Below are 22,205 nucleotides of genomic sequence, written 5' to 3' on the forward strand. Positions count from 1 at the left end.
TTTGACCGTCCCCTGGAGCGCCGTAATGCCGAAGATCGAGATCTACTCCACTGCCGTCTGCCCTTACTGCGTGGGCGCCAAGAACCTGCTCAAGTCGAAAGGGCTGGAGTGGCAGGAAGTGCGCATCGACACCGACCCGGTGCAGCGCGACGCGATGCTCCAGCGCAGCGGCGGGCGCCGTACCGTGCCGCAGATTTTCATCAACGACCAGCACGTGGGCGGCTTCGACGACCTTGTCGCCGCCGACCGCAGCGGCAAGCTGGCGCAACTGCTCGGTGACGCCGCGTGAGCGACGATCGACTGGCCGAGTTCACCGCCTTCCGCCAGCGCATGAACGAGCGCATCCTGGCTGAGGACAACCAGGTCGTGCGGCGCTTCTTCGCGCTGGACACGCAAACCTACAAGGCCGGCGCGCTGGACGTGAAGACCAAGGAGATGCTGGGCCTGGTCGCCTCGCTGGTACTGCGTTGCGATGACTGCATCAGCTACCACGTGGCCCAGTGCAAGGAAGCCGGCGTGGAGCGCGATGCGTTTTTCGAGGTGTTCAGCGTGGGCCTCGTGGTGGGCGGGTCGATCGTGATCCCGCACCTGCGCCGGGCCGTGGATCTGCTCGACCAGCTGGAGCAGGGCAGCGCCGACACGGGCGCCGCGGGTTGCCCCGACCACGCCTGACCCTGCGGGATCATGCAACGCTGCGTGCGAGTATTTTCAAGGCGCTGCGCCCGCTTCGCGCTGGTGGCGGCCACTCCTATCAGCGATAATTGATGGGTTTCGCGCGAGGTTCGGTCCGGATGTCGCGTATCCCCATTCGAAGGAGTTTCCCCCATGAGCAACACAATCGCGGTGATCCCGGGCGACGGCATCGGCCCCGAGATCATGACCGCCACCTTGCGCGTGCTCGACGCGCTGGACTGCGGCCTGAAGTACGACTTCGTCGACGCCGGCATGGTGGCGCTGGACAAGCACGGTGACCTGCTGCCCAAGGCCACGCTGGACAAGATCGCCGAGCACAAGGTCGCGTTGAAAGGCCCGCTGACCACGCCGATCGGCGGCGGCTTCACCTCGGTCAACGTGACCCTGCGCCGCCATTTCGACCTGTACGCGAACGTGCGCCCGGCGGTGAGCTTCCCCGGCACCAAGTCGCGCTACGAGAACATCGACATCATCACCGTGCGCGAGAACACCGAGGGCGCGTACCGCTCCGAAGGGCAGACGCTGTCCGAAGATGGCGAAATCGCCGAATCGGTGGCGCGCAACACCCGCAAGGGCAGCAGCCGCATCGTGCGCTACGCGTTCGAGCTGGCGGTGAAGAAGGGTCGCAAGAAAGTCACCGCGGTGCACAAGGCGAACATCCTGAAGACCAGCTCGGGCCTGTTCCTCAACGTGGCGCGCGAGATCGCCAAGGAATACCCGCAGATCGAGTTCAACGAGATGATCGTGGACAACACCTGCATGCAGCTGGTGATGCGTCCCGAGCAGTTCGACGTGATCGTCACCACCAACCTGTTCGGCGACATCCTGTCCGACCTGTGTGCCGGCCTGGTCGGCGGCCTGGGTCTGGCGCCGGGCGACAACATCGGCGAGCACGCGGCGATCTTCGAAGCCGTGCACGGCTCGGCGCCGGACATCGCCGGCAAGGGCATCGCCAACCCCTGCGCGCTGCTGCTGGCCGCCGCCGACATGCTCGATTACCTGGACATGGTGGCCAAGGGCGACCAGCTGCGCCAGGCGATCCGCGACACCATGACGAACGACCGCGACAGCGTGACGCCCGATATCGGCGGCAAGGGCAGCACCGACAGCTTCGCCGATGCCCTGGTGAAGCGCATCAAGGGCTGAGGATTTTCTGAAGATCCCGTTCTTGCTTCCCCCGCGCAGCGGGGGAAGCTGCCCGAAGGGCTGATGGGGGCGCTTTTTTTGGCGGCCTGGAAAGCCAGCGCGGCTTTGCCGCGCTCCCCCTTCCGCCCTCCGGGCACCTTGAACGAATGCCTTCCATGGCATGGCATCCGCCCTTCGGGCAGCTTCGCTGCTCAAGATGGCAGTCCTGCCATCTTGTCCCCGTCAACGGGGGAAGGAACTGCCTGGGCTTTTTTCGTGGTTGGGGCTCAGTGCTTGGGCGGCTGGTACGAGCCCGGCATGCTCTGGAACGGGATCGCGATGCGGTTCCAGGCGTTGATCAGGATCACCGCCATGTTCAGGTCGCCCAGTTCCTTCTCGCTGAACTGCGCGCGGGCCTGCTCGTAGACCTCGTCGGGTACGCCGTGGATGGGGTCGAGCCGGGTGACCGCCTCGCACCAGGCCAGTGCGGCGCGCTCGCGGTCGCTGTAGAACGGCGCTTCGCGCCACGCCTGCAACACATACAGGCGCTGCTCGGTTTCGCCGGCGGCGCGTGCATCCTTGCTGTGCATGTCCAGGCAGTAGGCGCAGCCGTTGAGCTGCGAGGCGCGCATCAGTACCAGTTCGATCAGGGGGCGTTCGATGCTGCCGGTTTGCAGGTATTTGACCAAGGCGAGCAGCGGCTTGATGGCGTCGCCGGTGGGGGCGGAGGATTGACGCGATGACATGGGGAACTCCTTGGTGGTGGATGCGGCCGAGGTGGCCGTTCAATACAAGGACGCAGAACCTTTCGATTTTGTGACAGCTGCCAGCCGGGCCAGTTTTCCGGGGTGGCGCAAGGCGTGGATGGCGCTGATGCCGGTGCCGTCGTCGTCGATCCAGCTGGCGCTGATCAGGTTGCCGTCGTGCCAGCTGAGCAAGGCGGGCGCACCGTTGAGCGTATGGATTTCATGACACACGCCATCGGCCTGCTGATGCAGTGCGATCTGCAGATACAGGCGAGCCAGCCGTTCGGCCCCGTGCAGCGGACGCAGCGTGGCGGTGACCAGGCCGCCGCCATCGGAGATGTGCACGGCGTCCTCGGCGAACAGCGCGCGCAAGGTGTCCATGTCCGGTGTGCGCAGGGCCTCGGCGAAACGCTCCAGCAAACGATGCTGGCGATGGTGGTCGGGTGCGCCCTGGCGCGGACGTTCATCGCGCAGGCGTTGCTTCGCCCGATGCACGCGCTGGCGGCAGGCGTCCTCGCTGATGTCCAGCATGGCCGCGGTTTCGGCGTGGCTGTAATCGAAGATCTCGCGCAACAGGAATGCGGCGCGCTCGTCGGCGCTGAGCCGCTCCAGCAGCACCAGGAAGCTCAGGGTGAGGCTTTCGGCGCGCTCCAGCCGCGCCTCGGGCTGGTCGGCGTCGGCCAGTAGCGGTTCGGGCAGCCATGGGCCGGGGTAGTGCGCGCGCTCGGTCTTGGCCCGACGCAGGCGATCCAGCGCCAACCGGGTCGTCACGGTCACCAGCCAGGCTTCGGCGTCATCCAGCGCATCGACGTCCTGCGCATCCCAGCGCAGCCAGGCATCGTGCAGCACGTCCTCGGCATCGGCCGGCGTGCCGAGCATGCGGTAGGCCAGCCCGAACAGGCGGGATCGATGTTGCTGGAACAGCGCGGTTTGTGTGTCCAAAGGTTTTCTCCGTCAAAACATCAAGGACGCGCGACGGCCGCGTCGTGTGACGGGATCAGTGAAACAGCGGCCACGGCGCCAGGAAGATCAGCCACATCAGGAACAGGATGCCGACGTACTTGGCAGCCTTGTACAGTTTCCGGTGGCGGCGTTTGAACTCCGTCTTCCAGCGGTGGGTGGCGCCCTTGCGCTGGCTGAGCGCGTAGAGACGGTTCACGAAGCCGGTTTTCTCGGCGCCCGTGTCGCTGTTGGGTGAGGCCGTTATCTTGCCCATGAACGCTCCGACGCGATGGTTGATCGCGCTCATCCAGCGCGTGCGCAGCGGGCGTTCGACATCGGCAAACAGGATGACGCGGGTCTGGTCGGTCTTGTTTTCCACCCAGTGCACGAAGGTCTCGTCGAACACCACGTCCTTGCCGTCGCCCCAGGCGTGTTCCTCGCCGTCGACGAAGATGCGGCAGTCACGCGAGTTGGGCGTGATCAGGCCGAGGTGATAGCGCAGCGAGCCGGCGAACGGATCGCGGTGCGGGTTGAGTTTGCTGTTGGGCGCCAGCGTGGCGAACATCGCCGCCTTGATGCCGGGGATGGCGTTGAGCAGTTCCACCGTCTTGGGGCACAGCGCCTGGGCCGAGGCCAGCGGCTCGCCGTACCACTTCAGGTAGAAACGCTTCCAGCCCTGCTTGATGAAGCTGTTGAAGCTGGCGTCGTTGTTGGCCGTGGTGCCGCGGATATGGCCGGCGTCGGTCAGATGCAGCGCCTCGTCACGGATGGTCTGCCAGTTGGCCTGCAGCAGATCCAGCTCCGGAAAGCCGCGGCGATCCAGGATGGGTTTCGCCGGCACCGCGGAGAACGCGTACATCAGCAGGTTGTATGGCGCGAACACCGCCGAATGGTCCACCAGCTGACGATCGAAGCGCAGCCGCACGCGCCCGCGCAGGTGCACCAGCAGCACGCACAGGGCGAAGAATATGAATACGGCGAGCAGAATGAGGCGGGGCGTAAGGATCATGGCAACGCGAGCAGCCGTGGCAGGGATTTCGGAGCCTGCCATTCTACGCGCTCGACCCCGCTGATTCCCCGCGCGACATTCAGTCGCGCGAGGATTCCCATTCAGCGATGAAGCCCGGCTTCGGGCCGTTCCGAATCCCCAATCCCCAATCCCGGCTTACAGCGTCTCCGCCGCGAAATCCGCCAGCCGTGAACGTTCGCCCCGACGCAGCGTGACGTGCGCCGAATGCTCCCATTGCTTGAAGCGGTCCACCGCGTACGTGAGGCCGGAGGTGGTTTCAGTGAGGTAGGGCGTGTCGATCTGCTCGACGTTGCCCAGGCAGACGATCTTGGTGCCGGGGCCGGCGCGGGTGATCAGGGTTTTCATCTGCTTCGGGGTGAGGTTTTGTGCCTCGTCGATGATCAGGTAGCGCGACAGGAAGGTGCGACCGCGCATGAAGTTGAGCGAGCGGATCTTGATGCGCGAGGCGAGCAGGTCGTTGGTGGCCTGGCGGCCCCAGCTGCCGCCATCTTCCGGGTTGGCCAGCACTTCCAGGTTGTCGGTGAGCGCGCCCATCCAGGGCGTCATCTTTTCCTCCTCGGTGCCGGGCAGGAAGCCGATGTCCTCGCCCACCGAGACGGTGGCGCGGGTCATGATGATCTCGCGGTAGCGCTGCTGGTCCATCACCTGGGCCAGGCCGGCGGCCAGTGCCAACAAAGTCTTGCCGGTGCCGGCGTTGCCCAGCAGGGTGACGAAATCGATGTCCGGGTCCATCAGCGCGTTGAGCGCAAAGTTCTGCTCGCGGTTGCGCGCGCCAATGCCCCATACGTGGTGGTTGGCATGCGAGTGGTCATCCAGCAACACCAGCGTGGCGGTGTCCTCGCCGACTTCCAGTACGCGTAGCTCGATGCCGCCTTCGCCCGGCATGTACAGGCATTCGTTGGGGTACCACTCCTCGCTTTCGTGGCGGTCGAGGCGGTAGTAGGTGCGTCCGCGCTCGGTCCACGATTCCACTTCCGGATGCTGCTCCCAGAAGTCTTCCGGCAACGCCTCCACACCGTTGTAGAGCAGCGAGAAATCGTCCAGCGCGCGATCGTTCTCGTAATCCTCCGCGGTGATGCCCTGGATGCTGGCCTTGATCCGCAGGTTGATGTCCTTGGTCACCAGGATCACGGTGCGGTCGGGATGCTGCTCGTGCAGCTCGATCACCGCGGCCAGGATCTGGTTGTCGGCCTTGCCGTGGCCGTTGCTGATGCGCTGCTGGAAATACAGCCGGCCCACCGCCGATCCGCGCTTGAGCTTGATGCCGGCAGGGTTGGTCAGTTCCAGCCCATCTGACAGGTCATGCTGCTTGCCGCGCTCGATCAGCTCATTGAGGAAACGGCTGACCTGGCGGCCGTTGCGCGACACTTCCGACGCGCCCTTCTTCTTCTCGTCCAGTTCCTCCAGCACGGTCATCGGGATGAAGACGTCGTGTTCCTCGAAATGGAACAGCGAGGTCGGGTCATGCAGCAGAACGTTGGTGTCCAGAGCGTAGATGCGCTTGCTTCCGGTCATGCGGAAGAATCCTCGCGGGTGGTGGGGGAGGGATCGCGATGCTGCGGTCGCGGGCGGAGAGGCGTGGCGTGCCACGCCCGAAAAAGCGATGCGGGGTGTGCGCTCACGCGGCCGGGATGGCGTCGAGCACTTCCTGCGCGTGGCCGGTGACTTTCACCTTGCGCCATTCCCGTGACAGTTTGCCGTCGGGGTCGATCAGGAACGTGCTGCGTACCACGCCCATGTGGCGCTTGCCGTACAGCACCTTCTCGTGGATCACGTCGAACGCCTTGCACCAGGTTTCGTCGGGGTCGGATACCAGCGGGAACGGCAGCGCCTGCTTTTCCGCAAACCGGGCGTGCGAGGCGACGGCATCACGCGACACGCCGACGATCTGCGCGCCGCGCTGGCGGAATTGCGGGTGGAGGTCGCGGAAATCCTGCGCCTCGGCAGTGCAGCCGGGGGTGCTGTCCTTGGGGTAGAAGTAGAGGACGACCCACTGGCCCTTGAGGCTGGCCAGTTTCAGTGGCTCGCCGGTGCCGGTAGGCCCGGTGAGCGGTGGGACTTTCTTGCCGATTTCGGGCATGGACGCTCCATCGCGGCGGAGGCCGCATGGCCCAAGACTAGCGCTTGCCGTACGGCGGATGACAGACCTTGCCAGCGTGGATGGTTCGCGCGATGCTCGGCGCTTGTCCGGCCATCGGGCAACCGCTCCTGCGTTGCCTCAACTCGGGCATAGGGCAACTGCTCCATGCATTGCCTCAACTCGGGCATCCATGCCCTCGCCATGGCCGGGCTGAGAGGTTGAAAAATCACAACCTCTCAGAATTTCACCGGGTCCATGATCGCGTCCAGGTTCAGCCCGTCGCACAGTTCGAGAAAGTCGTCGCGCAGCGCGGCGATGTGGATTTCCGAAGGGATGCCGATGGTGAACTGGGCCTGGAACATTTCCGCGCCGGTTTGCATGGCCTGGTAGTGGGTGGAGTTCAGCTGCTCCACGCTGATCTCATGCTGGCTGAAAAATTCCACGATGCGCGCCACGATGCCGGGGCGGTCGGCCGCCACCACTTCGACCAGATATGGCAGCAGATGCGAGCTGTTTTCGCGCGGTCGGGTGCGGTAGTGCACCAGCCGCAGGCTCTCGTCGCGGGCCAGCTTGGTCAGCGCCGATTCCAGCTTGGCCAGCGCATCCCAGGCACCGGTGGCAAGCAGCATCAGCGAGATTTCCGTGCCGATCGTGGCTACCCGCGCCTCGGCCAGGTTGCAGCCGGCATCGGCGATGCGTCGTGCCAGCGTCAGCAGCGGCGATTGCAGTGCCGGCGTCAATACCTGGATCAGCAGTTGCTCGTCGGCGCCCGCGCGGACGGAAGAAGCGGAAGAAGATTTCAAGAGGTTTGCCCGTGGGAAGTCCGCATGGTGCGGAATGACTCCGTTCGAGCTTACTTGCCCGTCTGGCGAGCCCGCAAGTAACATAGACGGCTGATTGCCGGGCGGGACGTGTCTTGAACATTCGTGGAAGCATCTGTGCGTTGGTCACCCCGTTTACTGCTGATGGCGGGCTCGATCTGCCGGCGTTCGGCCGCCTGCTCGACTATCAACTCGAGGGTGGCACGCAGGGCGTGGTGGTGGCCGGTTCCACCGGCGAAGCGCACATGCTGGAGCCCGAAGAGTTCGACCGCCTGCTGACGTTCGGCGTTCGTCATGTGAACGGCCGGGTGCCGGTGATCGCCGGCACCGGTGAGGCGGGCACGGCCAAGACGGTGGAAGCAACCCGACGCGCGCAGGCACTTGGCGCCGATGCGGCGCTGGTGGTGGTGCCTTACTACGTGCGTCCGACCCAGGAAGGCATGCGCCGCCATTTCCTGGAAGTGGCCGACCACGGCGGCCTGCCGCTGCTGCTGTACAACGTGTCCATCCGCACGGCCTGCGACATGTTGCCGGAAACCGTTGCCCGTCTGCGCGACCATCCGTCCATCATCGGTATCAAGGAAGCCCGCGGCGATGCGGAGCGCATTCGCGCGCTTGCGGAACTTGCGGGCGAGAATTTCGTCTACCTGTCCGGTGACGACGCTACCGCCACCGACGCCATGCTCGCCGGGGCAAACGGTACTGTCTCGGTGGTGGCCAACCTGGTGCCCAAGGCGTTCCGTGCACTTTGCGACGCGGCGGTCGGCGGCGACAGGGAGGCGACGGCGCGTTGCTTTGCCGCGTTGGAGCCGTTGTTGAAGGCGCTCAATTGCGCGCCGAATCCGATCGCGGTGAAGGCGGGGTTGCCCGAGCTGGGGCTTGGTCTGGCGTTGCCGCGGTTGCCGCTTGTTGAATTGAATGAAGGCCCGGAACGTGTCCGACTGCGCCAAGCACTGTCCAGTCTGGCATCCTTGGCCACTGCTGCCTGAAGCGCTGCGGCGTTGCGGCGGCCCGATCCTTCCACGGAATCCCATTACATGAAGAAAACCTCGCTCCTCGTCACCGTGCCCGCGCTTGCCCTCTGCGGTTTGCTGCTCGCCGGTTGCGGCATGTTCCGCTCGCACAAGGCATGGGAGACCGCCGTGCAGGAATCGCCGCTGGAGATTCCGCCGAACCTGGACACGCCATCGGCTACCGCGGCGCTGAACATTCCGCCGCCCGGTGCCAACCAGCCGACCGCCAATGGCGCCAGGGCCTCCGTCGGACCCACCGCCGGCGAGATTTCCGACGGCTTCATCACGTCCGGCCCGATCGACACGGTCTATCAACGGGTCGGGCAGGCACTGCAGGACGGCAAGGTGGGCAAGGTACTCAGCCACGATGATGCCGCGCACAGCTACACGGTTGCCGTTGCCGGTGCCGCGAAGAAGCGGGGCTTCTTCGGCCGCATGTTCCACCGCGAAAAGCGCAGCGATGCCACCGCATCGGGCGGCGCGGCGCAGCAGGTCGTGGTCACCGTGGGTGACAGCGGTACCTATGGCAGCGAGGTTCGCGCCAAGGGTGGCGTCAACGCCGTGGGCAAGATCATCGATTCGCTGAAAGCGAAGCTGACGGACTAAACCCGGCCAGGCACCATGAAAAAAGCCGCCCTCGGGCGGCTTTTTTCATGGATGAGGTTTGCTCAGCGCTGCAGCAGCGGGAGCTTGCCCGGCTTGCCGTCCCACTCGCTGGCGTCGGCGGGGGCGTCCTTGCGCTCGGTGATCACTGGCCAGTCGCGGGCCAGTTCGGCGTTGAGCGCCACGAACGCTTCCTGGCCGGCTGGCACGTCGTCTTCGGGGTAGATCGCGTTGGCGGGGCACTCGGGTTCGCACAACGTGCAGTCGATGCAGTCGTCGGGATCGATGGCGAGAAAATTGGGGCCCTCGCGGAAGGCATCGACCGGGCAGACTTCAACGCAATCGGTGTACTTGCACTTGATGCAGTTGTCGACGACGACGAAAGTCATGAACGCGGGTCTGCTTTGAATGGAACGGCGCTCGAACGAGTGTGTCGATCGAGCGCTCTTGTGAAGAGTGCGGCCATGGATGGCCGCTTCTGGTCCAGCCAACGTCACGTTGGTCCAGTTGTCGGAATCCTCTCCAGACAACAGCAATCACGGAAGATTGCAAAAGCGAAATGGTGCTCCCTACGAGGTTCGAACTCGTGTTCCCGCCTTGAGAGGGCAGTGTCCTGGGCCACTAGACGAAGGGAGCGTTCTCTTGCGAGGCGCGCTAGTATAGCGAAATTGTTTCGGGCGGCAATGCCTCGCAACCGGTCATTCGTCCACGCCGCCGCAAACACGCTGGTTGCCGTGGGCAATCGGGCGTCCAATGCATCGGCGGCGCATCGGCGGTATCGAGCGCCCTGATTGTTATAGTCATGGGTGCCATGCACCTGGAAGGATTCTGACCGCTTGAACCTCGACTCAAGAACCAACGCCCCATCCGCGCTGAAGATCATCTCGCGCGATCAGCACATCATCTCGCGCAAGAACATCAGCAAGGCGGCGCTGCGCGTGCTGTATCGCCTGAATGAAGCCGGCTACACCGCCTACCTGGTCGGCGGTGCCGTGCGCGATCTGCTGCTGGGCCTGGCGCCGAAGGACTTCGACGTGGCCACCAGCGCCACCCCGGACGAGGTGAAGCACCTGTTCCGCAACTGCCGCCTGATCGGCCGTCGCTTCCGCCTGGCGCATGTGGTGTTCGGCCCGGAAATCATCGAGGTCGCGACTTTTCGGGGCCTGGGCGAGGAGGGTTGCGAAGGCGACCGCAGCATCGTCGACGGGCGCATCGTGCGCGACAACATCTGGGGCACGATCGAGGAGGACGCGATCCGCCGCGATTTCCGCGTCAACGCGATGTATTACGACATCAGCGATTTCTCCGTCCGCGATTACGTGGGCGGCATGCAGGACCTGCACGACCGCGTATTGCGCTTGATCGGCGATCCGGAAACACGCTATCGCGAAGACCCGGTACGCATGCTGCGCGCGGCACGACTGGCGGCCAAGCTGGACATGCACATCGACGCGGCCGCTATGGCGCCGTTCGAAGCACTGGGGCCGCTGCTGGGCGATGCCGCGCCAGCGCGCCTGTTCGATGAATCGCTGAAGATGTTCCTGAGCGGAAACGGGCTGAAGAGTTTCCACATGCTGGAACAGTGCGGCCTGCTGAAGTTCCTGTTTCCCGCCACCGCGCGCGCGCTCAAGCGCGGCGATGCCGCATTGCGCGCGCTGGTCGAGCACGGCCTGGCCAACACCGATGCGCGGGTGCGCGAAGGCAAATCGGTAACGCCCGCGTTCCTGTTTGCGGTGCTGTTGTGGGGCGAGGTGCGCGACGTGGCGCAGCAGCTGATCGGTCGCGGTGTGGAGCGCACCGATGCCTGGGCGCGCGCGGCGGCACAGGTGGTGGGCGAGCAGTGCCAGCGCGTGGCCATCCCGCGCCGGTTCACCTTCACGATGGAGGAGATCTGGTCGCTGCAGCCGCGGTTCGAACAGGTGCAGCGCAAGCGCGTGTTCCGCCTGATGGCGCACCCACGCTTCCGTGCCGCGTTCGATTTCCTGCTGCTGCGAGCGGACGAATCGCCGGCGACGCTGCAACTGGGCCAGTGGTGGGCACACGCCCAGCAGTTGCCGCCCGATGTGCTCTCCGCGGCCTTGCCGGTCGGCGGTGGCAATGCGGCCAGCGACCCGGTCGCCGCTCCCGCCGGCAAACCACCGCGTCCGCGGCGGCGTCGGCGCAAATCGGGTAACGCGGGATCGGCGTGACCCGCGCTTTCATTGCCCTGGGCAGCAACCTGGGCGATCCGCGCCAGCAGGTGCTCGATGCGATGGATGCGCTGCAGCGGCTGCCGGACAGCCGGGTGCTGCAGCGCTCGCGGCTGTATCGCACGCCGCCGTGGGGCGTTCTCGACCAGCCGGACTTCATCAACGCCGTAGTTGCCATCGATACCGGCTTGTCGCCCCATGCCTTGCTCGATGCCCTGCATGCGATCGAACAGCAGGCCGGCCGCGTTCGACTTGAGCGCAACGGCCCGCGCACGCTGGACCTCGATCTGCTGTACATGGATGGCGTCCGCATCAACTACGCACAGCTGACCGTGCCCCATCCACGCATCGCCGAACGCGCCTTCGTGCTGCTGCCATTGGCCGACGTGGCGCCCGAGCTGCAACTGCCAGCCGGGACGGTGGCGGAGCTGTTGGCGCGGATCGATATTCACGGTTGCGTAGCGCTGGCTTGAGGCAAGATCGCGATCCGCCGGATAATTGCCGTTTGACCGCCGCAGGAAGTGCCGTGTACGTACAGAATGCCGAAGCCCCGCCGCGCAAGCCGGTCACCGTGCCGGGTCTGCATGCCATGAAGGCGGCTGGCCAGCGCATCGTGATGCTTACCGCCTACGACACCAGTTTCGCCTGGCACCTGGAAAACGCCGGCGTCGATATCGCGCTGGTGGGCGATTCGCTGGGCATGGTGGTGCAAGGCCACAGCAGCACCTTGCCGGTAACGCTGGACCAGATGGTCTACCACACGAGCGCCGCGGCGCGCGGGCTGTCCGCCACCATGCTGGTGGCCGACCTGCCGTTCATGGCCGACCGCGACACTGTGCACGCCATGGAGGCCGCCGCGCGCCTGGTGGGCGAGGCGGGTGCCGCGATGGTGAAGATCGAGGGCGCCGCGCCGCATGTGCTGGAGATCATCGAAGCCCTGACCGCGCGCGCGATTCCCGTATGTGCACACCTGGGCCTGACCCCGCAGTCGGTGCACAAATTCGGCGGCTTCCGCATCCAGGGCCGCGACGAGGCCGCCGCCGACCGCATCCTCGCCGAGGCGCTGGCCGTGGAGGCCGCCGGTGCCGCCTTGCTGGTGCTCGAAGGCGTGCCTACCGCGCTGGGCGAGCGGGTGACCGGCGCGCTGCAGATTCCGGTCGTCGGCATCGGCGCCGGCCCGCATTGCGACGGGCAGGTGCTGGTGATCCACGACATGCTGGGCATCACGCCGGGCAAGCGACCGAAATTCAGCAAGGATTTCCTGGCCGGCAGCGGTTCCGTGGGCGCGGCTATCAGTGCCTATGCCGCCGACGTGCGCAGTGGTGCCTTCCCCGGCCCCGAGCATTGCTTCAGCTGACTGACGGAACCCCTCCCATGCAAACCGTCCAGGACGCCGCTGCACTCCGTGCCACCATCCGTGGTTGGCGTTCACAAGGCCAGACGGTGGGCTTCGTGCCCACCATGGGCAACCTGCACGCCGGGCATCAGTCGCTGATCCGGCTGGCGCGTGCCCGCGCCGACAAGGTGGTGGCCAGTGTGTTCGTCAACCCGACCCAGTTCGGGCCGAACGAGGATTTCGAGCGCTATCCGCGCACCCTGGCGCAGGACAGCGCCGCGCTGACCGAGCAGGAATGCGACCTGCTGTTTGCGCCGGAAGTGGCCACGCTGTATCCGTTCGGCCCCGCCAGCACCGTGCTGCTGCGCGTGCCCGAGATCACCACGATGCTGGAAGGCGCGCATCGCCCCGGCCATTTCGATGGCATGGCCACGGTGGTGTGCAAACTGTTCAACTTGGTGCAGCCGGATCTGGCGGTGTTCGGCCAGAAGGATTTCCAGCAACTGAGGGTGATCGAGCGCATGGTGCGCGATCTTTCGCTGCCGATAAAAGTGGTCTCTGCGCCGATCCTGCGCGCCGACGACGGCCTGGCGCTGAGTTCACGCAACCAGTACCTGTCGCCGGAGGAGCGGAGCCGCGCGCCGTACATCCACTCCACCCTGCTGCAGATGCGCGAGCTGCTGGACGCGGGCCACGCATGGCAAGCGGTGGAGCAGGCGGCGCATGCACGCCTGGTACGTGCCGGTTTTGCGCCGGATTATGTGGTGATCCGTGACGTGGAAAATCTGGCTGAACCCAGCGGCCAGGCCGGCGAGCGGCTGGTGGCGCTGGTGGCCGCACGGCTGGGCAGCACGCGCCTGATCGACAACCTGCTGCTCGACTGATACCCGAAACACGCCCCGTGCCAGACGTCGTGTTGCGACGCAGCGACGCGCGGGCCGTATAATGCCGCTTTACGCAGCTCCTGCTGGAACAGAACGTCATGCAACTGAACATGCTCAAGGCCAAGATCCATCGCGCCACCGTGACCCACGCCGAGTTGCACTACGAGGGTTCGATCGCGATCGACGGCGTGCTGCTGGATGCCTCGGGCATCCGCGAGTACGAGCAGATCCACGCCTGGAACGTCAACAGCGGCCAGCGCTTTGTCACCTATGCGCTGCGGGCAGAAGAGGGCTCGGGCATCATCTCGGTCAACGGCAGCGCCGCGCGCAGCGCGCAGGCGGGTGATCTGGTGATCATCGCGGCCTTCGTGCAATTGAGCGAGGCGGAGCTGGAAACGTACCAGCCGACCCTGGTCTACGTGGGTGCGCACAACCGCATCAGCCACACCAATCGCGCCATTCCCAAGCAGATGGCCGAGGTTTCCTGAACCAGCGCGTGACTTTACCCGCGCTGCCGCGCCAGCGCCCAGGCCACATGCTCGCGCACGACCGGCGAAGGATGATCGGCCCGCGCATTCAGCGCCTCCACAACCTCGGTTGAGCGGGGCGCGTTGCCCAGCGCCACCGCGATATTGCGCAGCCAGCCCTCGTAACCGGTGCGGCGGATCGCCATGCCCTCGGTGCGCTTGAGGAATTCCTGTTCGGTCCAGCCGAACAGCTCCACCAGCTTCGCACCGTCCAGGCTGTGCCGCGGCGCGAAATCCGGTTCGCTGGTTTCCTGCGCAAACTTGTTCCACGGGCAGACGAGCTGGCAGTCATCGCAGCCGAAGATGCGGTTGCCCATCGGCGCGCGCAGATCCTCGGGGATGCTGCCCTTGAGCTCGATCGTGAGGTAGGAAATGCAGCGCTTCGCATCGAGCTGGTACGGCCCCAGGATCGCCTGGGTCGGACAAACGTCGATGCAGCGGGTGCAGCTGCCGCAATGGGCGCTGGCCGGCGGGTCGACCGGCAACGGCAGGTCGGTGAACAGCTCACCCAGGAAGAAATACGAGCCGGCGCGGCGATTGATCAGCACCGTGTGCTTGCCGATCCAGCCCAGCCCCGCGTTGCGTGCCAGTGCCTTCTCCATCACCGGCGCGGAATCCACGTACGCCCGGTAGCCGAAATCGCCGACCACGCCCTGGATGCGCTCGGCCAGCTTCTGCAGCCGCCCGCGCATCAGCTTGTGGTAATCGCGGCCCAGTGCGTAACGCGAGACGTAGCCCGCCTGCGCATCGCCCAGCACATCCCACGCATTGGCGGTGCCGGGCGGGATGTAATCCATGCGTACCGAGATCACCCGCTGCGTGCCCGGTTCCAGCTCCGCCGGCCGCGTGCGCTTGCTGCCGTGGCGGGCCATGTACTCCATCTCGCCGTGATGGCCCTCGTCGAGCCAACGCTGCAGGTGTTGTTCGTCCTCGTCGAGGTCGACGCCGCTGATGCCGGTGTTGGCGAACCCGAGCTCCCGCGCCCAGCGCTTGATGTCGCGGGCCAGCGCGGCAAAGTCGGTGGTGGAAGGGACATCGGCGGCGGACATCCGGTCATTGTAAATCGTGCGCAGGCTTATAATTCGCCGATGTCTACCTCACCGCACCGTGCCCTCTACACCGTCGACCAGGTGCGCGCGCTGGAGCGTGGCGCACTGGACGCCCTGGCCGTCGGCGACCACGAGCTGATGTTGCGGGCGGCCCATGCCGCGCTCGACAGCCTGCGCCGGCACTGGCCGCAGGCGGCGCGGGTCGCCATCCATTGCGGCCCCGGCAACAACGGCGGCGATGGTTTCCTGCTGGGCGTGCTGGCGCGCGAGGCGGGGTTGCAGGTCGAGGTGGTGGTGCTCACCGAAAGCTCGCGTGGCGAGGCGGCGCAGGCACGCGCTGCGTGGGAGGCCGCCGGCGGAAGCGTGCGGCTTTGGGATGACAGCGAGGCGCTGCCTGAGGTCGATGTGCATGTGGATGCGATGTACGGCATCGGTTTCAACCGTGCACCGGCTGCGGCGGAGGCGGCGCTCATCGAAGCGATCAACGGCAGTGTCACGCCCGTGCTGGCACTCGACCTGCCGTCCGGTCTGTCCGCCGACAGCGGCGATTGTCCCGGCGCGGTGATCCGCGCGGATGTCACCGTTACCTTCCTCGCGCACAAGCGCGGGCTGCATACCGGGCGTGCCGTCGATCAGGTCGGCACGCTGGAGCTGGCCACGCTGGGCGTGCCGGCCCACGTCTATTCGCCGCTTCAGCCGGATGCCTCGCTGCTTGCCGCCGAGGCGCTGCCACCGCGCGCCCGTCATGCGAACAAGGGCGACAACGGCCATGTGCTGATTATCGGTGGCGATCACGGCATGGCCGGTGCCGCGCGGCTGGCAGGCGAGGCCGCCTTGCGCGCTGGCGCCGGCCTGGTCAGCGTCGCCACGCGCGCCGAGCACGTGTTTGCGCTGAACGCGGCGCGGCCGGAACTGATGGTGCATGCCGTCGACGGCCCGCAAACGCTGGAACCGCTGCTGGAACGCGCCAGTGTGCTGGCACTGGGGCCGGGGCTGGGCAAGAGCGCGTGGGGCCACGCGTTGTGGCTGACCGCGCTGGATGTCGGCAAACCGACCGTGCTCGATGCCGACGGCCTGAACCTGTTGGCCCGCGAACCACGCGTGTTCACTACGCCCACGGTGATGACGCCGCATCCCGGCGAGGCGGCGCGGTTGCTTGGCGTAACCGTCGGCGCCATTGAGCGCGACCGTTTTTCCGCCGTGCGCAAGCTTGCCAGCCGCTATGGCGCGGTGGTGGTTTTGAAGGGTGCGGGCAGCTTGATCGCCGATGCAAATGGACGTCTGGACGTCTGTCCGTGGGGTAACCCCGGCATGGCGTCGGGTGGCATGGGCGACCTGCTCACCGGTGTCGTCGCCGCCATGCTGGCGCAAGGGTGTGAGCCGTGGGAAGCGGCCTGCCTGGCCGTGGGCTTGCACGCGCGCGCCGGCGATCTCGCGGCACGTCAGGGTGAGCGTGGCCTGTTGGCGAGCGACCTGCTCGATCCGTTGCGCATCCTGGGCAACGCACCGCCTGATGGGGTTTCCTCCCATGGTTGATTCGCCGGAGAACGCCTGGAACCTGCCCGACGAAGCCGCCACCATCGCTTTTGCCACGCGTGTGGCAAAGGCGATCCACGAAGGCGCGGTGGTCTATCTGCACGGTCCGCTGGGTGCCGGCAAGACCAGTTTCGCGCGGGCGCTGTTGACGGCCCTGGGTGTGGGTGAGCGGATCAAGAGTCCCACCTACAGCCTGATCGAGGGTTACCACGCGCAGGCGATGCCGGCGTGGCATCTGGATCTTTATCGCATTGCCGATCCGGGCGAGCTGGAATGGCTGGGCTTGGACGCGCTGGCCGACCCTTCCGCGCTGGTGCTGGTGGAATGGCCCGAGCGCGGTGCCGGCGCGTTGCCGGCGGCGGATGTGGCCCTGCACATGGATTACGCCGGCGATGGGCGCCGCGCCGCGTTGCAGGTTTTCACCGCCCGTGGCGAGCGTCTGCGGCGCCGTTTACGTTAAGCCCGCGTTTTCGTTCGAAATTATGCAGGGTGGCCACGGTGGTCGATCCGTGCGAAATGCGCTACTTGCGTCCGATAGCTGGACATTCCCTGACAAAGCAACCGCAGGTTATGGATATTCAAGGGAAAACCTCTTGCAATCCGCAGGCGTGTGCGTTTCAATGCGGGCCATGGCCGGTTACCTGAACAGCATCGTTTTTCGTGGCGCGATGGTTGTCGCGGCGCTCGCCGTGGCGCCGACAGGTGCCGTTCACGCGGCCAATCTCGAAGGTGTTCGCGTCTGGGCCGGCCCGGAATATACCCGCGTGGTGATCGATGCGACCGGGCCGCTGCACTACAAGATCCGCCAGAAGGGTGGCGAGGTCCTGGTCGATTTGCCCGACAGCGGCTTCAGCCGCAGCTTTTCCGATCCGGGCGCGCAAGGCCTGCTGCGCGGCATGAGCCATGCCCGCATCGGCAAGAACCTGCAGCTCACCGCCAAGGTTCATCCGGACAGCCACCTGAAGAGCTTCGTGCTGGAACCGCGCAAGGGCGACAATTACCGCCTGGTGCTCGACCTTTATCCCGACAGCGCCACGGCTGATCGCGTCGTCACTACGGCGGCTGCGCCCAAGGCCACATCGGAGCACAGCAGCCGCGCATCGACCCAGCAGGCCGCCGCGTTGCTGAACGGCCAGCGCGCGGTGGTGGTGGCGATCGACGCCGGCCATGGTGGCAAGGATTCCGGCGCCCACGGCCCCGGTGGCACCCAGGAAAAGAACGTCACCCTCGCGGTGGCCCGTGACCTGGCTGCGATGATCAACCGCCAGCCCGGCATGAAGGCCGTGCTGACCCGCAACAGCGATTTCTACATCCCGCTGAAGCAGCGTTACAAGATCGCGCGCGAGAACAACGCCGACCTGTTCGTCTCCATCCACGCCGATTCGTTTACCAGTGACGACGCCAAGGGCTCGTCGGTGTGGGTGTTGTCGCCGCGAGGCAAGACCAGCGAAGCAGCGCGCTGGCTGGCCGATCGCGAGAACCGCGCCGACCTGATCGGCGGCACCACGCTGGATGACAAGGACGATGGCCTGGCCAAGGTGCTGCTCGACCTGCAACAGGGCTGGGCGATGCAGGCCAGCGATGTGGTGGCCGGCAATGTGTTGAAGGCGCTGGCCCAGCTCGGTCCGACCCATCGCGGTTATGTGGAGAAAGCGAATTTCGTGGTGCTGCGCTCGCCCGACGTGCCGTCGATCCTGGTCGAGACGGCGTTCATCAGCAATCCGAAGGAAGAGCGCAAGCTGCGCGACCCGGCACACCAGAAGCGGCTGGCGGCCGCCGTGATGGGCGGGGTAAAGAACTATTTCGAATCCACGCCGCCGCCGGGCACCTGGTTTGCGGCGCAGGCGGCGCAGCGCAGTGGCGTGCAGTTGGCGTCGACCGGCAAGTCGACCACGTCATCGTCCACGCGCGCCGACGCCGGCGTGCGCGATCTGCACAAGGTCAATCGTGGCGAAAGCCTGGGCAGCATCGCGCGCCAGTACGGCGTGAGTGTCAGCGCGCTCAAGAATGCCAACCAGATGAGCAGCGACACTGTGCGCGCCGGCGTGATGCTGGCCATTCCCACCAGCTGAAGCACGACAGCAGGGCCGAACGGTCGGGCAGCGACGTTGTTCGCTGCTAAAGTTGGCGGATGACTGCCATTCGCCTGTTACCCCCCGCACTCATCAATCAGATCGCCGCTGGCGAGGTCATCGAGCGGCCGTCGTCGGTGGTCAAGGAACTGGTGGAAAACAGCCTTGATGCCGGCGCTCGCCGCATCGAGGTGGATATCGAAGCCGGCGGTGCGCGATTGATTCGCGTACGCGACGATGGTGGCGGCATCCCCGTGGATGAATTGCCGCTGGCGGTGGCGTCGCACGCCACCAGCAAGATCGGCAGCTTCGACGATCTGGAACACGTGGCCAGCATGGGCTTCCGCGGTGAGGCGCTGGCGTCGGTGTCGTCGGTATCGCGCTTTGCGCTGACCTCGCGCGCCAGCGGTGAAGATGCGGCGTTCCGTATCGAGGTCGATGGCGGGAAGTTGCAGGCGGCGCGCCCGGCGCAACACCCGCAGGGCACCAGCGTCGAAATCCGCGACCTGTTCTACAACGTGCCGGCGCGGCGCAAGTTCATGCGTGCCGAGCGTACCGAATTCGCCCATATCGACGACTTGCTGAAATCGCTGGCGCTGGCCCGCGATGGCGTGGAATTTCGCCTCAGTCACAACGGCAAGCCCGTGCGCATCTGGAAAGCCGCCAGCGACGAGCGCGCGGCGCTGCAACGCGTGGCCGAAGTGCTGGGCGAGGAGTTTCCCGCGCAAAGCCTGCGCATCGACCATGCGGCGGCGGGGCTGCATCTGTCCGGCTGGGTCGGCCTGCCCACGGCATCGCGCGCCCAGGCCGATTCGCAATATTTCTACGTCAACGGGCGGCTGGTGCGCGATCGCATCGTGGCCCACGCGGTGCGTCAGGCGTATGCCGACGTGCTGTTCCACGGCCGGCATGCCGCGTTCGTGCTGTACCTGCAGCTCGACCCCGCCGGCGTGGATGTGAACGTGCACCCGGCCAAGCACGAAGTGCGTTTTCGCGAGCAGCGGCTGGTGCACGATTTCCTGTTCCGCACGCTGCACGAGGCGCTGGCGCAAACCCGTGCCGGGCTGGGGACGTTGCCCGTGGCCGAACCCGAGCTGGCCACCGCAACGGGGTACGCCAGCCCGGTCACGCCATCCACCGGCAGCGCGCCAGCGTGGCCGGGCCAGTTCAGCCAGAGCCGTTTGAGCCTGGGCGTGCGCGATGCGCCGCTGGCCGGCTACGCCGCCTTGCTGGGTGAAAGCCCCTCAATGCCCGCAGCCCCGTCGATGCCCGCTGCCGACGACAGCGAGACGCCGCCGCTGGGTTTCGCCATCGCCCAGCTGAAAAGCATCTTCGTGCTGGCCGAGAATGCGCACGGCCTGGTGCTGGTCGACATGCACGCGGCGCACGAGCGCATCACCTACGAGAAACTGAAATCCGGCCGCGCCAGCAGCAACCTGCGCTCGCAGATGCTGCTGGTGCCGCTCTCCATCGCGGTCAGCGCGAAGGAAGCGGCGGCAGCCGAGGAACATGCCGACGCGCTGGCCGAGTGGGGGCTTGAGCTGTCGCGCAGCGGTCCGTCCACCGTCGTGGTGCGGCGCATCCCCGCCTTGCTGGAAGGTGCCGACGTGGGCCAGCTCAGCCGCGATGTGCTGTCGGAGCTGGCCCAGCACGGCAGTTCGCGTCGCCTGCAGGAGCTGGAGAACGAGCTGCTTTCGACCATGGCCTGCCACGGCTCCGTACGGGCCGGGCGTCGGCTGACGCTTCCCGAAATGAATGCGCTGCTGCGCGAGATGGAAGCCACCGAGCGCTCCGGCCAATGCAACCACGGCCGCCCGACCTGGACCCAGCTGAGCCTGGCTGAGCTGGACAAACTATTCATGCGCGGGCGTTGAGCCCGACATCTGGATCAATGATGAAACGTTTCATGCTTTTCGCCGCCACCGCCATCCTGGGAGTCACCGCCGTGCACGCCAACAGCACCGATCACCACCGCGACGTGGAGCAATGGCGCGCCGACCGCGTGGTGCGGCTGACCGCGCCGGCCGGTTGGCTGAGCCTGATCGGGCTGGAGTGGCTGCAGCCGGGCGACAACCGTATCGGCAGCGCCGCCGACAACGACATCGTGGTCAGCGCGATGCCCGCGCATCTGGGTGTCGTCAACCTGCGCGCGGATGGCAGCGTGCATCTGGCGCTTGCCGCCGACAGCGGCGCGTTGATCGATGGCAAGCCGCTGCGCGAGGCCACCCTGGTCGACGACGTGCAGGCAGGCGAGGGCGCGCCCACCCTGGTGAGCATGGGCACCGTCAGCTTCCTGGTGATCGATCGCGAGGGCCGCAAGGGTCTGCGGATCAAGGACACCGAGGCGCCGACGCGGCGCGACTTTGTCGGCATCGATTATTTTCCGATCGACTCCGCGTGGCGCATCGAAGCCGACTGGGTGCCGGCGAGCGCAGGCCAGACGCTGGAGATGGGTACCGTGATCGGCACCACCGAGAAATACCCGGTGCCCGGCACGGCGCGTTTCAGCCGCGACGGCAAGACGTTCGAGATCCTGCCGGTGATCGAAGTGCCGGGCGACGCGCAGTATTTCGTGGTGTTCGCCGACCGCACCAGTGGCCGCGAAACCTACGGGGCGGCGCGCTTCCTGTACATCAACCCGCCGAAGGACGGCAAGGTCACGCTCGATTTCAACAAGGCCTACAACCCGCCCTGCGCTTTCACCGCGTTCGCCACCTGTCCGCTGGCGCCGCCGGAAAACCGGCTCGATCTGCGCGTTACCGCCGGCGAGAAAAACTACCGCGGCGGGCACGCCGATTAGTTGTTGTTGTCCGCCGGCGGGCCCAGTCGGTCCAGCTGCGGGCTGGCGGTGAAATCGCGTTTGCTGCGCTGGCTGTCCAGCGTCTCGCCGGTGACCTGGAACCAGGTGTTCTCGGCAATATTGGTGGCATGGTCGCCGATGCGCTCGATGTTCTTGGCCATGAACAACAGGTGCGTGCACGGCGTGATGTTGCGCGGGTCTTCCATCATGTAGGTGAGCAATTCGCGGAAGTAGCCGGTGTAGGCGTCATCCAGCACCACGTCGTTTTTCCACACCCGATGGGCGCTCTCCACGTTGCCATCGCGATAGGCTGCCAGCACGTCACGGGTGGCGGTGGCCGCCATCTCGGCCAGGTGGCGCAGACCGCGGGTAGGAGCGACGGGCGGCGCCATCGACAGCGGGATGGATCGCTTCGCCACGTTCGCCGCGTAGTCGCCGATGCGCTCGATGTCGGAGGCGATACGCAGCGCCGCGAACACATTGCGCAGGTCGCCGGCCATCGGTGCGCGCAGTGCCAGCAGGCGCACCACGTCGTGGCTGATGGACTGTTCGAGCTGGTCGATCGCCTCGTCGTTGGCAACCACGTGTTGCGCGGCGCGTTCGTCGCGCCGTTCCAGTACGTCGATCGCCGCTTCCAGCTGCGTCACCGACAGTTCGCCCATGCGCACGATCTCGCCGGTGAGGCGACCCAGTTCCGCGTCGTAGCTTTTGATGATGTGGTCTTTGCCAGTGTTCATGGGTTGCCTCGTATGTTTTTTC

24 protein-coding genes and 1 tRNA gene are annotated in these 22,205 nt (G+C 66.0%); 15 read left to right on the forward strand and 10 right to left on the reverse strand.

The window, feature by feature from the left end:
• Positions 1-25: 25 nt before the first annotated feature.
• The 3 genes from grxC to ASD22_RS01975 all read left to right on the forward strand — a co-directional run bounded on the left by grxC (position 26) and on the right by ASD22_RS01975 (position 1,839).
• Positions 26-289 (forward strand): glutaredoxin 3, encoded by a 264-nt coding sequence (gene grxC, locus ASD22_RS01965; RefSeq protein ID WP_007082660.1) that lies wholly within the window; start codon positions 26-28, stop codon positions 287-289.
• Positions 290-330: 41 nt separating this feature from the next.
• Positions 331-672, forward strand: coding sequence for a carboxymuconolactone decarboxylase family protein (locus ASD22_RS01970; RefSeq protein WP_235577570.1), 342 nt, complete (start codon positions 331-333; stop codon positions 670-672).
• Positions 673-825: 153 nt separating this feature from the next.
• Positions 826-1,839 (forward strand): isocitrate dehydrogenase, encoded by a 1,014-nt coding sequence (locus ASD22_RS01975; protein ID WP_056078231.1) that lies wholly within the window; start codon positions 826-828, stop codon positions 1,837-1,839.
• Between the two features lie 266 nt (positions 1,840-2,105).
• Here the strand turns inward: ASD22_RS01975 and ASD22_RS01980 are convergent, their stop codons facing one another.
• From ASD22_RS01980 to ASD22_RS02005, 6 genes are all read right to left on the reverse strand, one after another.
• Complete coding sequence (locus ASD22_RS01980; RefSeq protein ID WP_056078234.1) at positions 2,106-2,564, reverse strand: carboxymuconolactone decarboxylase family protein; 459 nt, start codon at positions 2,562-2,564, stop codon at positions 2,106-2,108.
• 39 nt (positions 2,565-2,603) lie between these two features.
• Positions 2,604-3,506 carry an RNA polymerase sigma factor SigJ gene (sigJ, locus tag ASD22_RS01985; RefSeq protein WP_056078237.1) on the reverse strand — a complete coding sequence of 301 codons (903 nt, stop codon included), beginning with the start codon at positions 3,504-3,506 and terminating at the stop codon, positions 2,604-2,606.
• Between the two features lie 55 nt (positions 3,507-3,561).
• A complete protein-coding gene (locus ASD22_RS01990) occupies positions 3,562-4,515 on the reverse strand; it encodes an aspartyl/asparaginyl beta-hydroxylase domain-containing protein (protein ID WP_056078240.1) in 954 nt (317 codons plus the stop codon).
• 156 nt (positions 4,516-4,671) lie between these two features.
• The gene (locus tag ASD22_RS01995) at positions 4,672-6,051 is read right to left on the reverse strand and encodes a PhoH family protein (RefSeq protein WP_056078243.1); all 1,380 of its coding nucleotides are present in this window, start codon (positions 6,049-6,051) and stop codon (positions 4,672-4,674) included.
• Positions 6,052-6,154: 103 nt separating this feature from the next.
• Positions 6,155-6,616, reverse strand: coding sequence for a peroxiredoxin (locus ASD22_RS02000; RefSeq protein WP_056078246.1), 462 nt, complete (start codon positions 6,614-6,616; stop codon positions 6,155-6,157).
• Between the two features lie 236 nt (positions 6,617-6,852).
• A complete protein-coding gene (locus ASD22_RS02005; protein WP_007082669.1) occupies positions 6,853-7,419 on the reverse strand; it encodes an ACT domain-containing protein in 567 nt (188 codons plus the stop codon).
• A 113-nt stretch (positions 7,420-7,532) separates the two neighbouring features.
• Between ASD22_RS02005 and dapA the strand changes: the two genes are divergently transcribed.
• Both dapA and ASD22_RS02015 read left to right on the forward strand, forming a co-directional pair.
• The gene (dapA, locus tag ASD22_RS02010; protein ID WP_056078249.1) at positions 7,533-8,426 is read left to right on the forward strand and encodes a 4-hydroxy-tetrahydrodipicolinate synthase; all 894 of its coding nucleotides are present in this window, start codon (positions 7,533-7,535) and stop codon (positions 8,424-8,426) included.
• A gap of 48 nt (positions 8,427-8,474) precedes the next feature.
• A complete protein-coding gene (locus ASD22_RS02015) occupies positions 8,475-9,056 on the forward strand; it encodes a hypothetical protein (protein ID WP_056078252.1) in 582 nt (193 codons plus the stop codon).
• A 62-nt stretch (positions 9,057-9,118) separates the two neighbouring features.
• Here ASD22_RS02015 and fdxA read toward each other — a convergent pair whose 3' ends face one another.
• A complete protein-coding gene (fdxA, locus tag ASD22_RS02020) occupies positions 9,119-9,442 on the reverse strand; it encodes a ferredoxin FdxA (RefSeq protein ID WP_007082672.1) in 324 nt (107 codons plus the stop codon).
• A 171-nt stretch (positions 9,443-9,613) separates the two neighbouring features.
• A tRNA-Glu gene (locus ASD22_RS02025) sits at positions 9,614-9,689 on the reverse strand.
• Positions 9,690-9,889: 200 nt separating this feature from the next.
• Here ASD22_RS02025 and pcnB point away from each other — a divergent pair.
• From pcnB to panD, 5 genes are all read left to right on the forward strand, one after another.
• On the forward strand, positions 9,890-11,242 hold the full coding sequence (gene pcnB, locus ASD22_RS02030; RefSeq protein ID WP_056078255.1) for a polynucleotide adenylyltransferase PcnB: 1,353 nt from the start codon (positions 9,890-9,892) through the stop codon (positions 11,240-11,242).
• Positions 11,239-11,715 (forward strand): 2-amino-4-hydroxy-6-hydroxymethyldihydropteridine diphosphokinase, encoded by a 477-nt coding sequence (gene folK, locus ASD22_RS02035; RefSeq protein ID WP_056078258.1) that lies wholly within the window; start codon positions 11,239-11,241, stop codon positions 11,713-11,715. Before pcnB ends, folK begins: the two co-directional genes overlap by 4 nt.
• 53 nt (positions 11,716-11,768) lie before the next feature.
• The gene (gene panB, locus ASD22_RS02040) at positions 11,769-12,599 is read left to right on the forward strand and encodes a 3-methyl-2-oxobutanoate hydroxymethyltransferase (RefSeq protein ID WP_056078260.1); all 831 of its coding nucleotides are present in this window, start codon (positions 11,769-11,771) and stop codon (positions 12,597-12,599) included.
• A gap of 17 nt (positions 12,600-12,616) precedes the next feature.
• Positions 12,617-13,462 carry a pantoate--beta-alanine ligase gene (gene panC / locus ASD22_RS02045; RefSeq protein ID WP_056078263.1) on the forward strand — a complete coding sequence of 282 codons (846 nt, stop codon included), beginning with the start codon at positions 12,617-12,619 and terminating at the stop codon, positions 13,460-13,462.
• Positions 13,463-13,560: 98 nt separating this feature from the next.
• Complete coding sequence (gene panD, locus ASD22_RS02050; RefSeq protein ID WP_056078266.1) at positions 13,561-13,950, forward strand: aspartate 1-decarboxylase; 390 nt, start codon at positions 13,561-13,563, stop codon at positions 13,948-13,950.
• 14 nt (positions 13,951-13,964) lie between these two features.
• On the opposite strand, the gene queG is transcribed toward panD, so the two are convergent.
• Positions 13,965-15,038 carry a tRNA epoxyqueuosine(34) reductase QueG gene (queG, locus tag ASD22_RS02055; RefSeq protein WP_056078269.1) on the reverse strand — a complete coding sequence of 358 codons (1,074 nt, stop codon included), beginning with the start codon at positions 15,036-15,038 and terminating at the stop codon, positions 13,965-13,967.
• A 39-nt stretch (positions 15,039-15,077) separates the two neighbouring features.
• Between queG and ASD22_RS02060 the strand changes: the two genes are divergently transcribed.
• The 5 genes from ASD22_RS02060 to ASD22_RS02080 all read left to right on the forward strand — a co-directional run bounded on the left by ASD22_RS02060 (position 15,078) and on the right by ASD22_RS02080 (position 21,446).
• Entirely contained in the window at positions 15,078-16,574 is a 1,497-nt protein-coding gene (locus ASD22_RS02060) for a bifunctional ADP-dependent NAD(P)H-hydrate dehydratase/NAD(P)H-hydrate epimerase (RefSeq protein WP_056078274.1), read from the forward strand.
• Positions 16,567-17,034, forward strand: a complete 468-nt coding sequence (gene tsaE / locus ASD22_RS02065) for a tRNA (adenosine(37)-N6)-threonylcarbamoyltransferase complex ATPase subunit type 1 TsaE (protein ID WP_156458919.1) — start codon at positions 16,567-16,569, stop codon at positions 17,032-17,034. The genes ASD22_RS02060 and tsaE overlap by 8 nt, the downstream gene beginning before the upstream one ends.
• Before the next feature lie 169 nt (positions 17,035-17,203).
• A complete protein-coding gene (locus ASD22_RS02070; RefSeq protein WP_056078279.1) occupies positions 17,204-18,646 on the forward strand; it encodes an N-acetylmuramoyl-L-alanine amidase in 1,443 nt (480 codons plus the stop codon).
• A gap of 59 nt (positions 18,647-18,705) precedes the next feature.
• On the forward strand, positions 18,706-20,520 hold the full coding sequence (mutL, locus tag ASD22_RS02075) for a DNA mismatch repair endonuclease MutL (RefSeq protein WP_056078282.1): 1,815 nt from the start codon (positions 18,706-18,708) through the stop codon (positions 20,518-20,520).
• A gap of 20 nt (positions 20,521-20,540) precedes the next feature.
• Entirely contained in the window at positions 20,541-21,446 is a 906-nt protein-coding gene (locus tag ASD22_RS02080) for a DUF1684 domain-containing protein (protein WP_056080798.1), read from the forward strand.
• Here ASD22_RS02080 and phoU read toward each other — a convergent pair.
• The gene (gene phoU, locus ASD22_RS02085; protein WP_056078285.1) at positions 21,443-22,183 is read right to left on the reverse strand and encodes a phosphate signaling complex protein PhoU; all 741 of its coding nucleotides are present in this window, start codon (positions 22,181-22,183) and stop codon (positions 21,443-21,445) included. The genes ASD22_RS02080 and phoU overlap by 4 nt on opposite strands.
• Positions 22,184-22,205 lie beyond the last annotated feature (22 nt).

This window comes from Rhodanobacter sp. Root480, from assembly GCF_001426645.1.
GTDB classification, from domain to species: Bacteria; Pseudomonadota; Gammaproteobacteria; order Xanthomonadales; family Rhodanobacteraceae; genus Rhodanobacter; species Rhodanobacter ginsenosidimutans.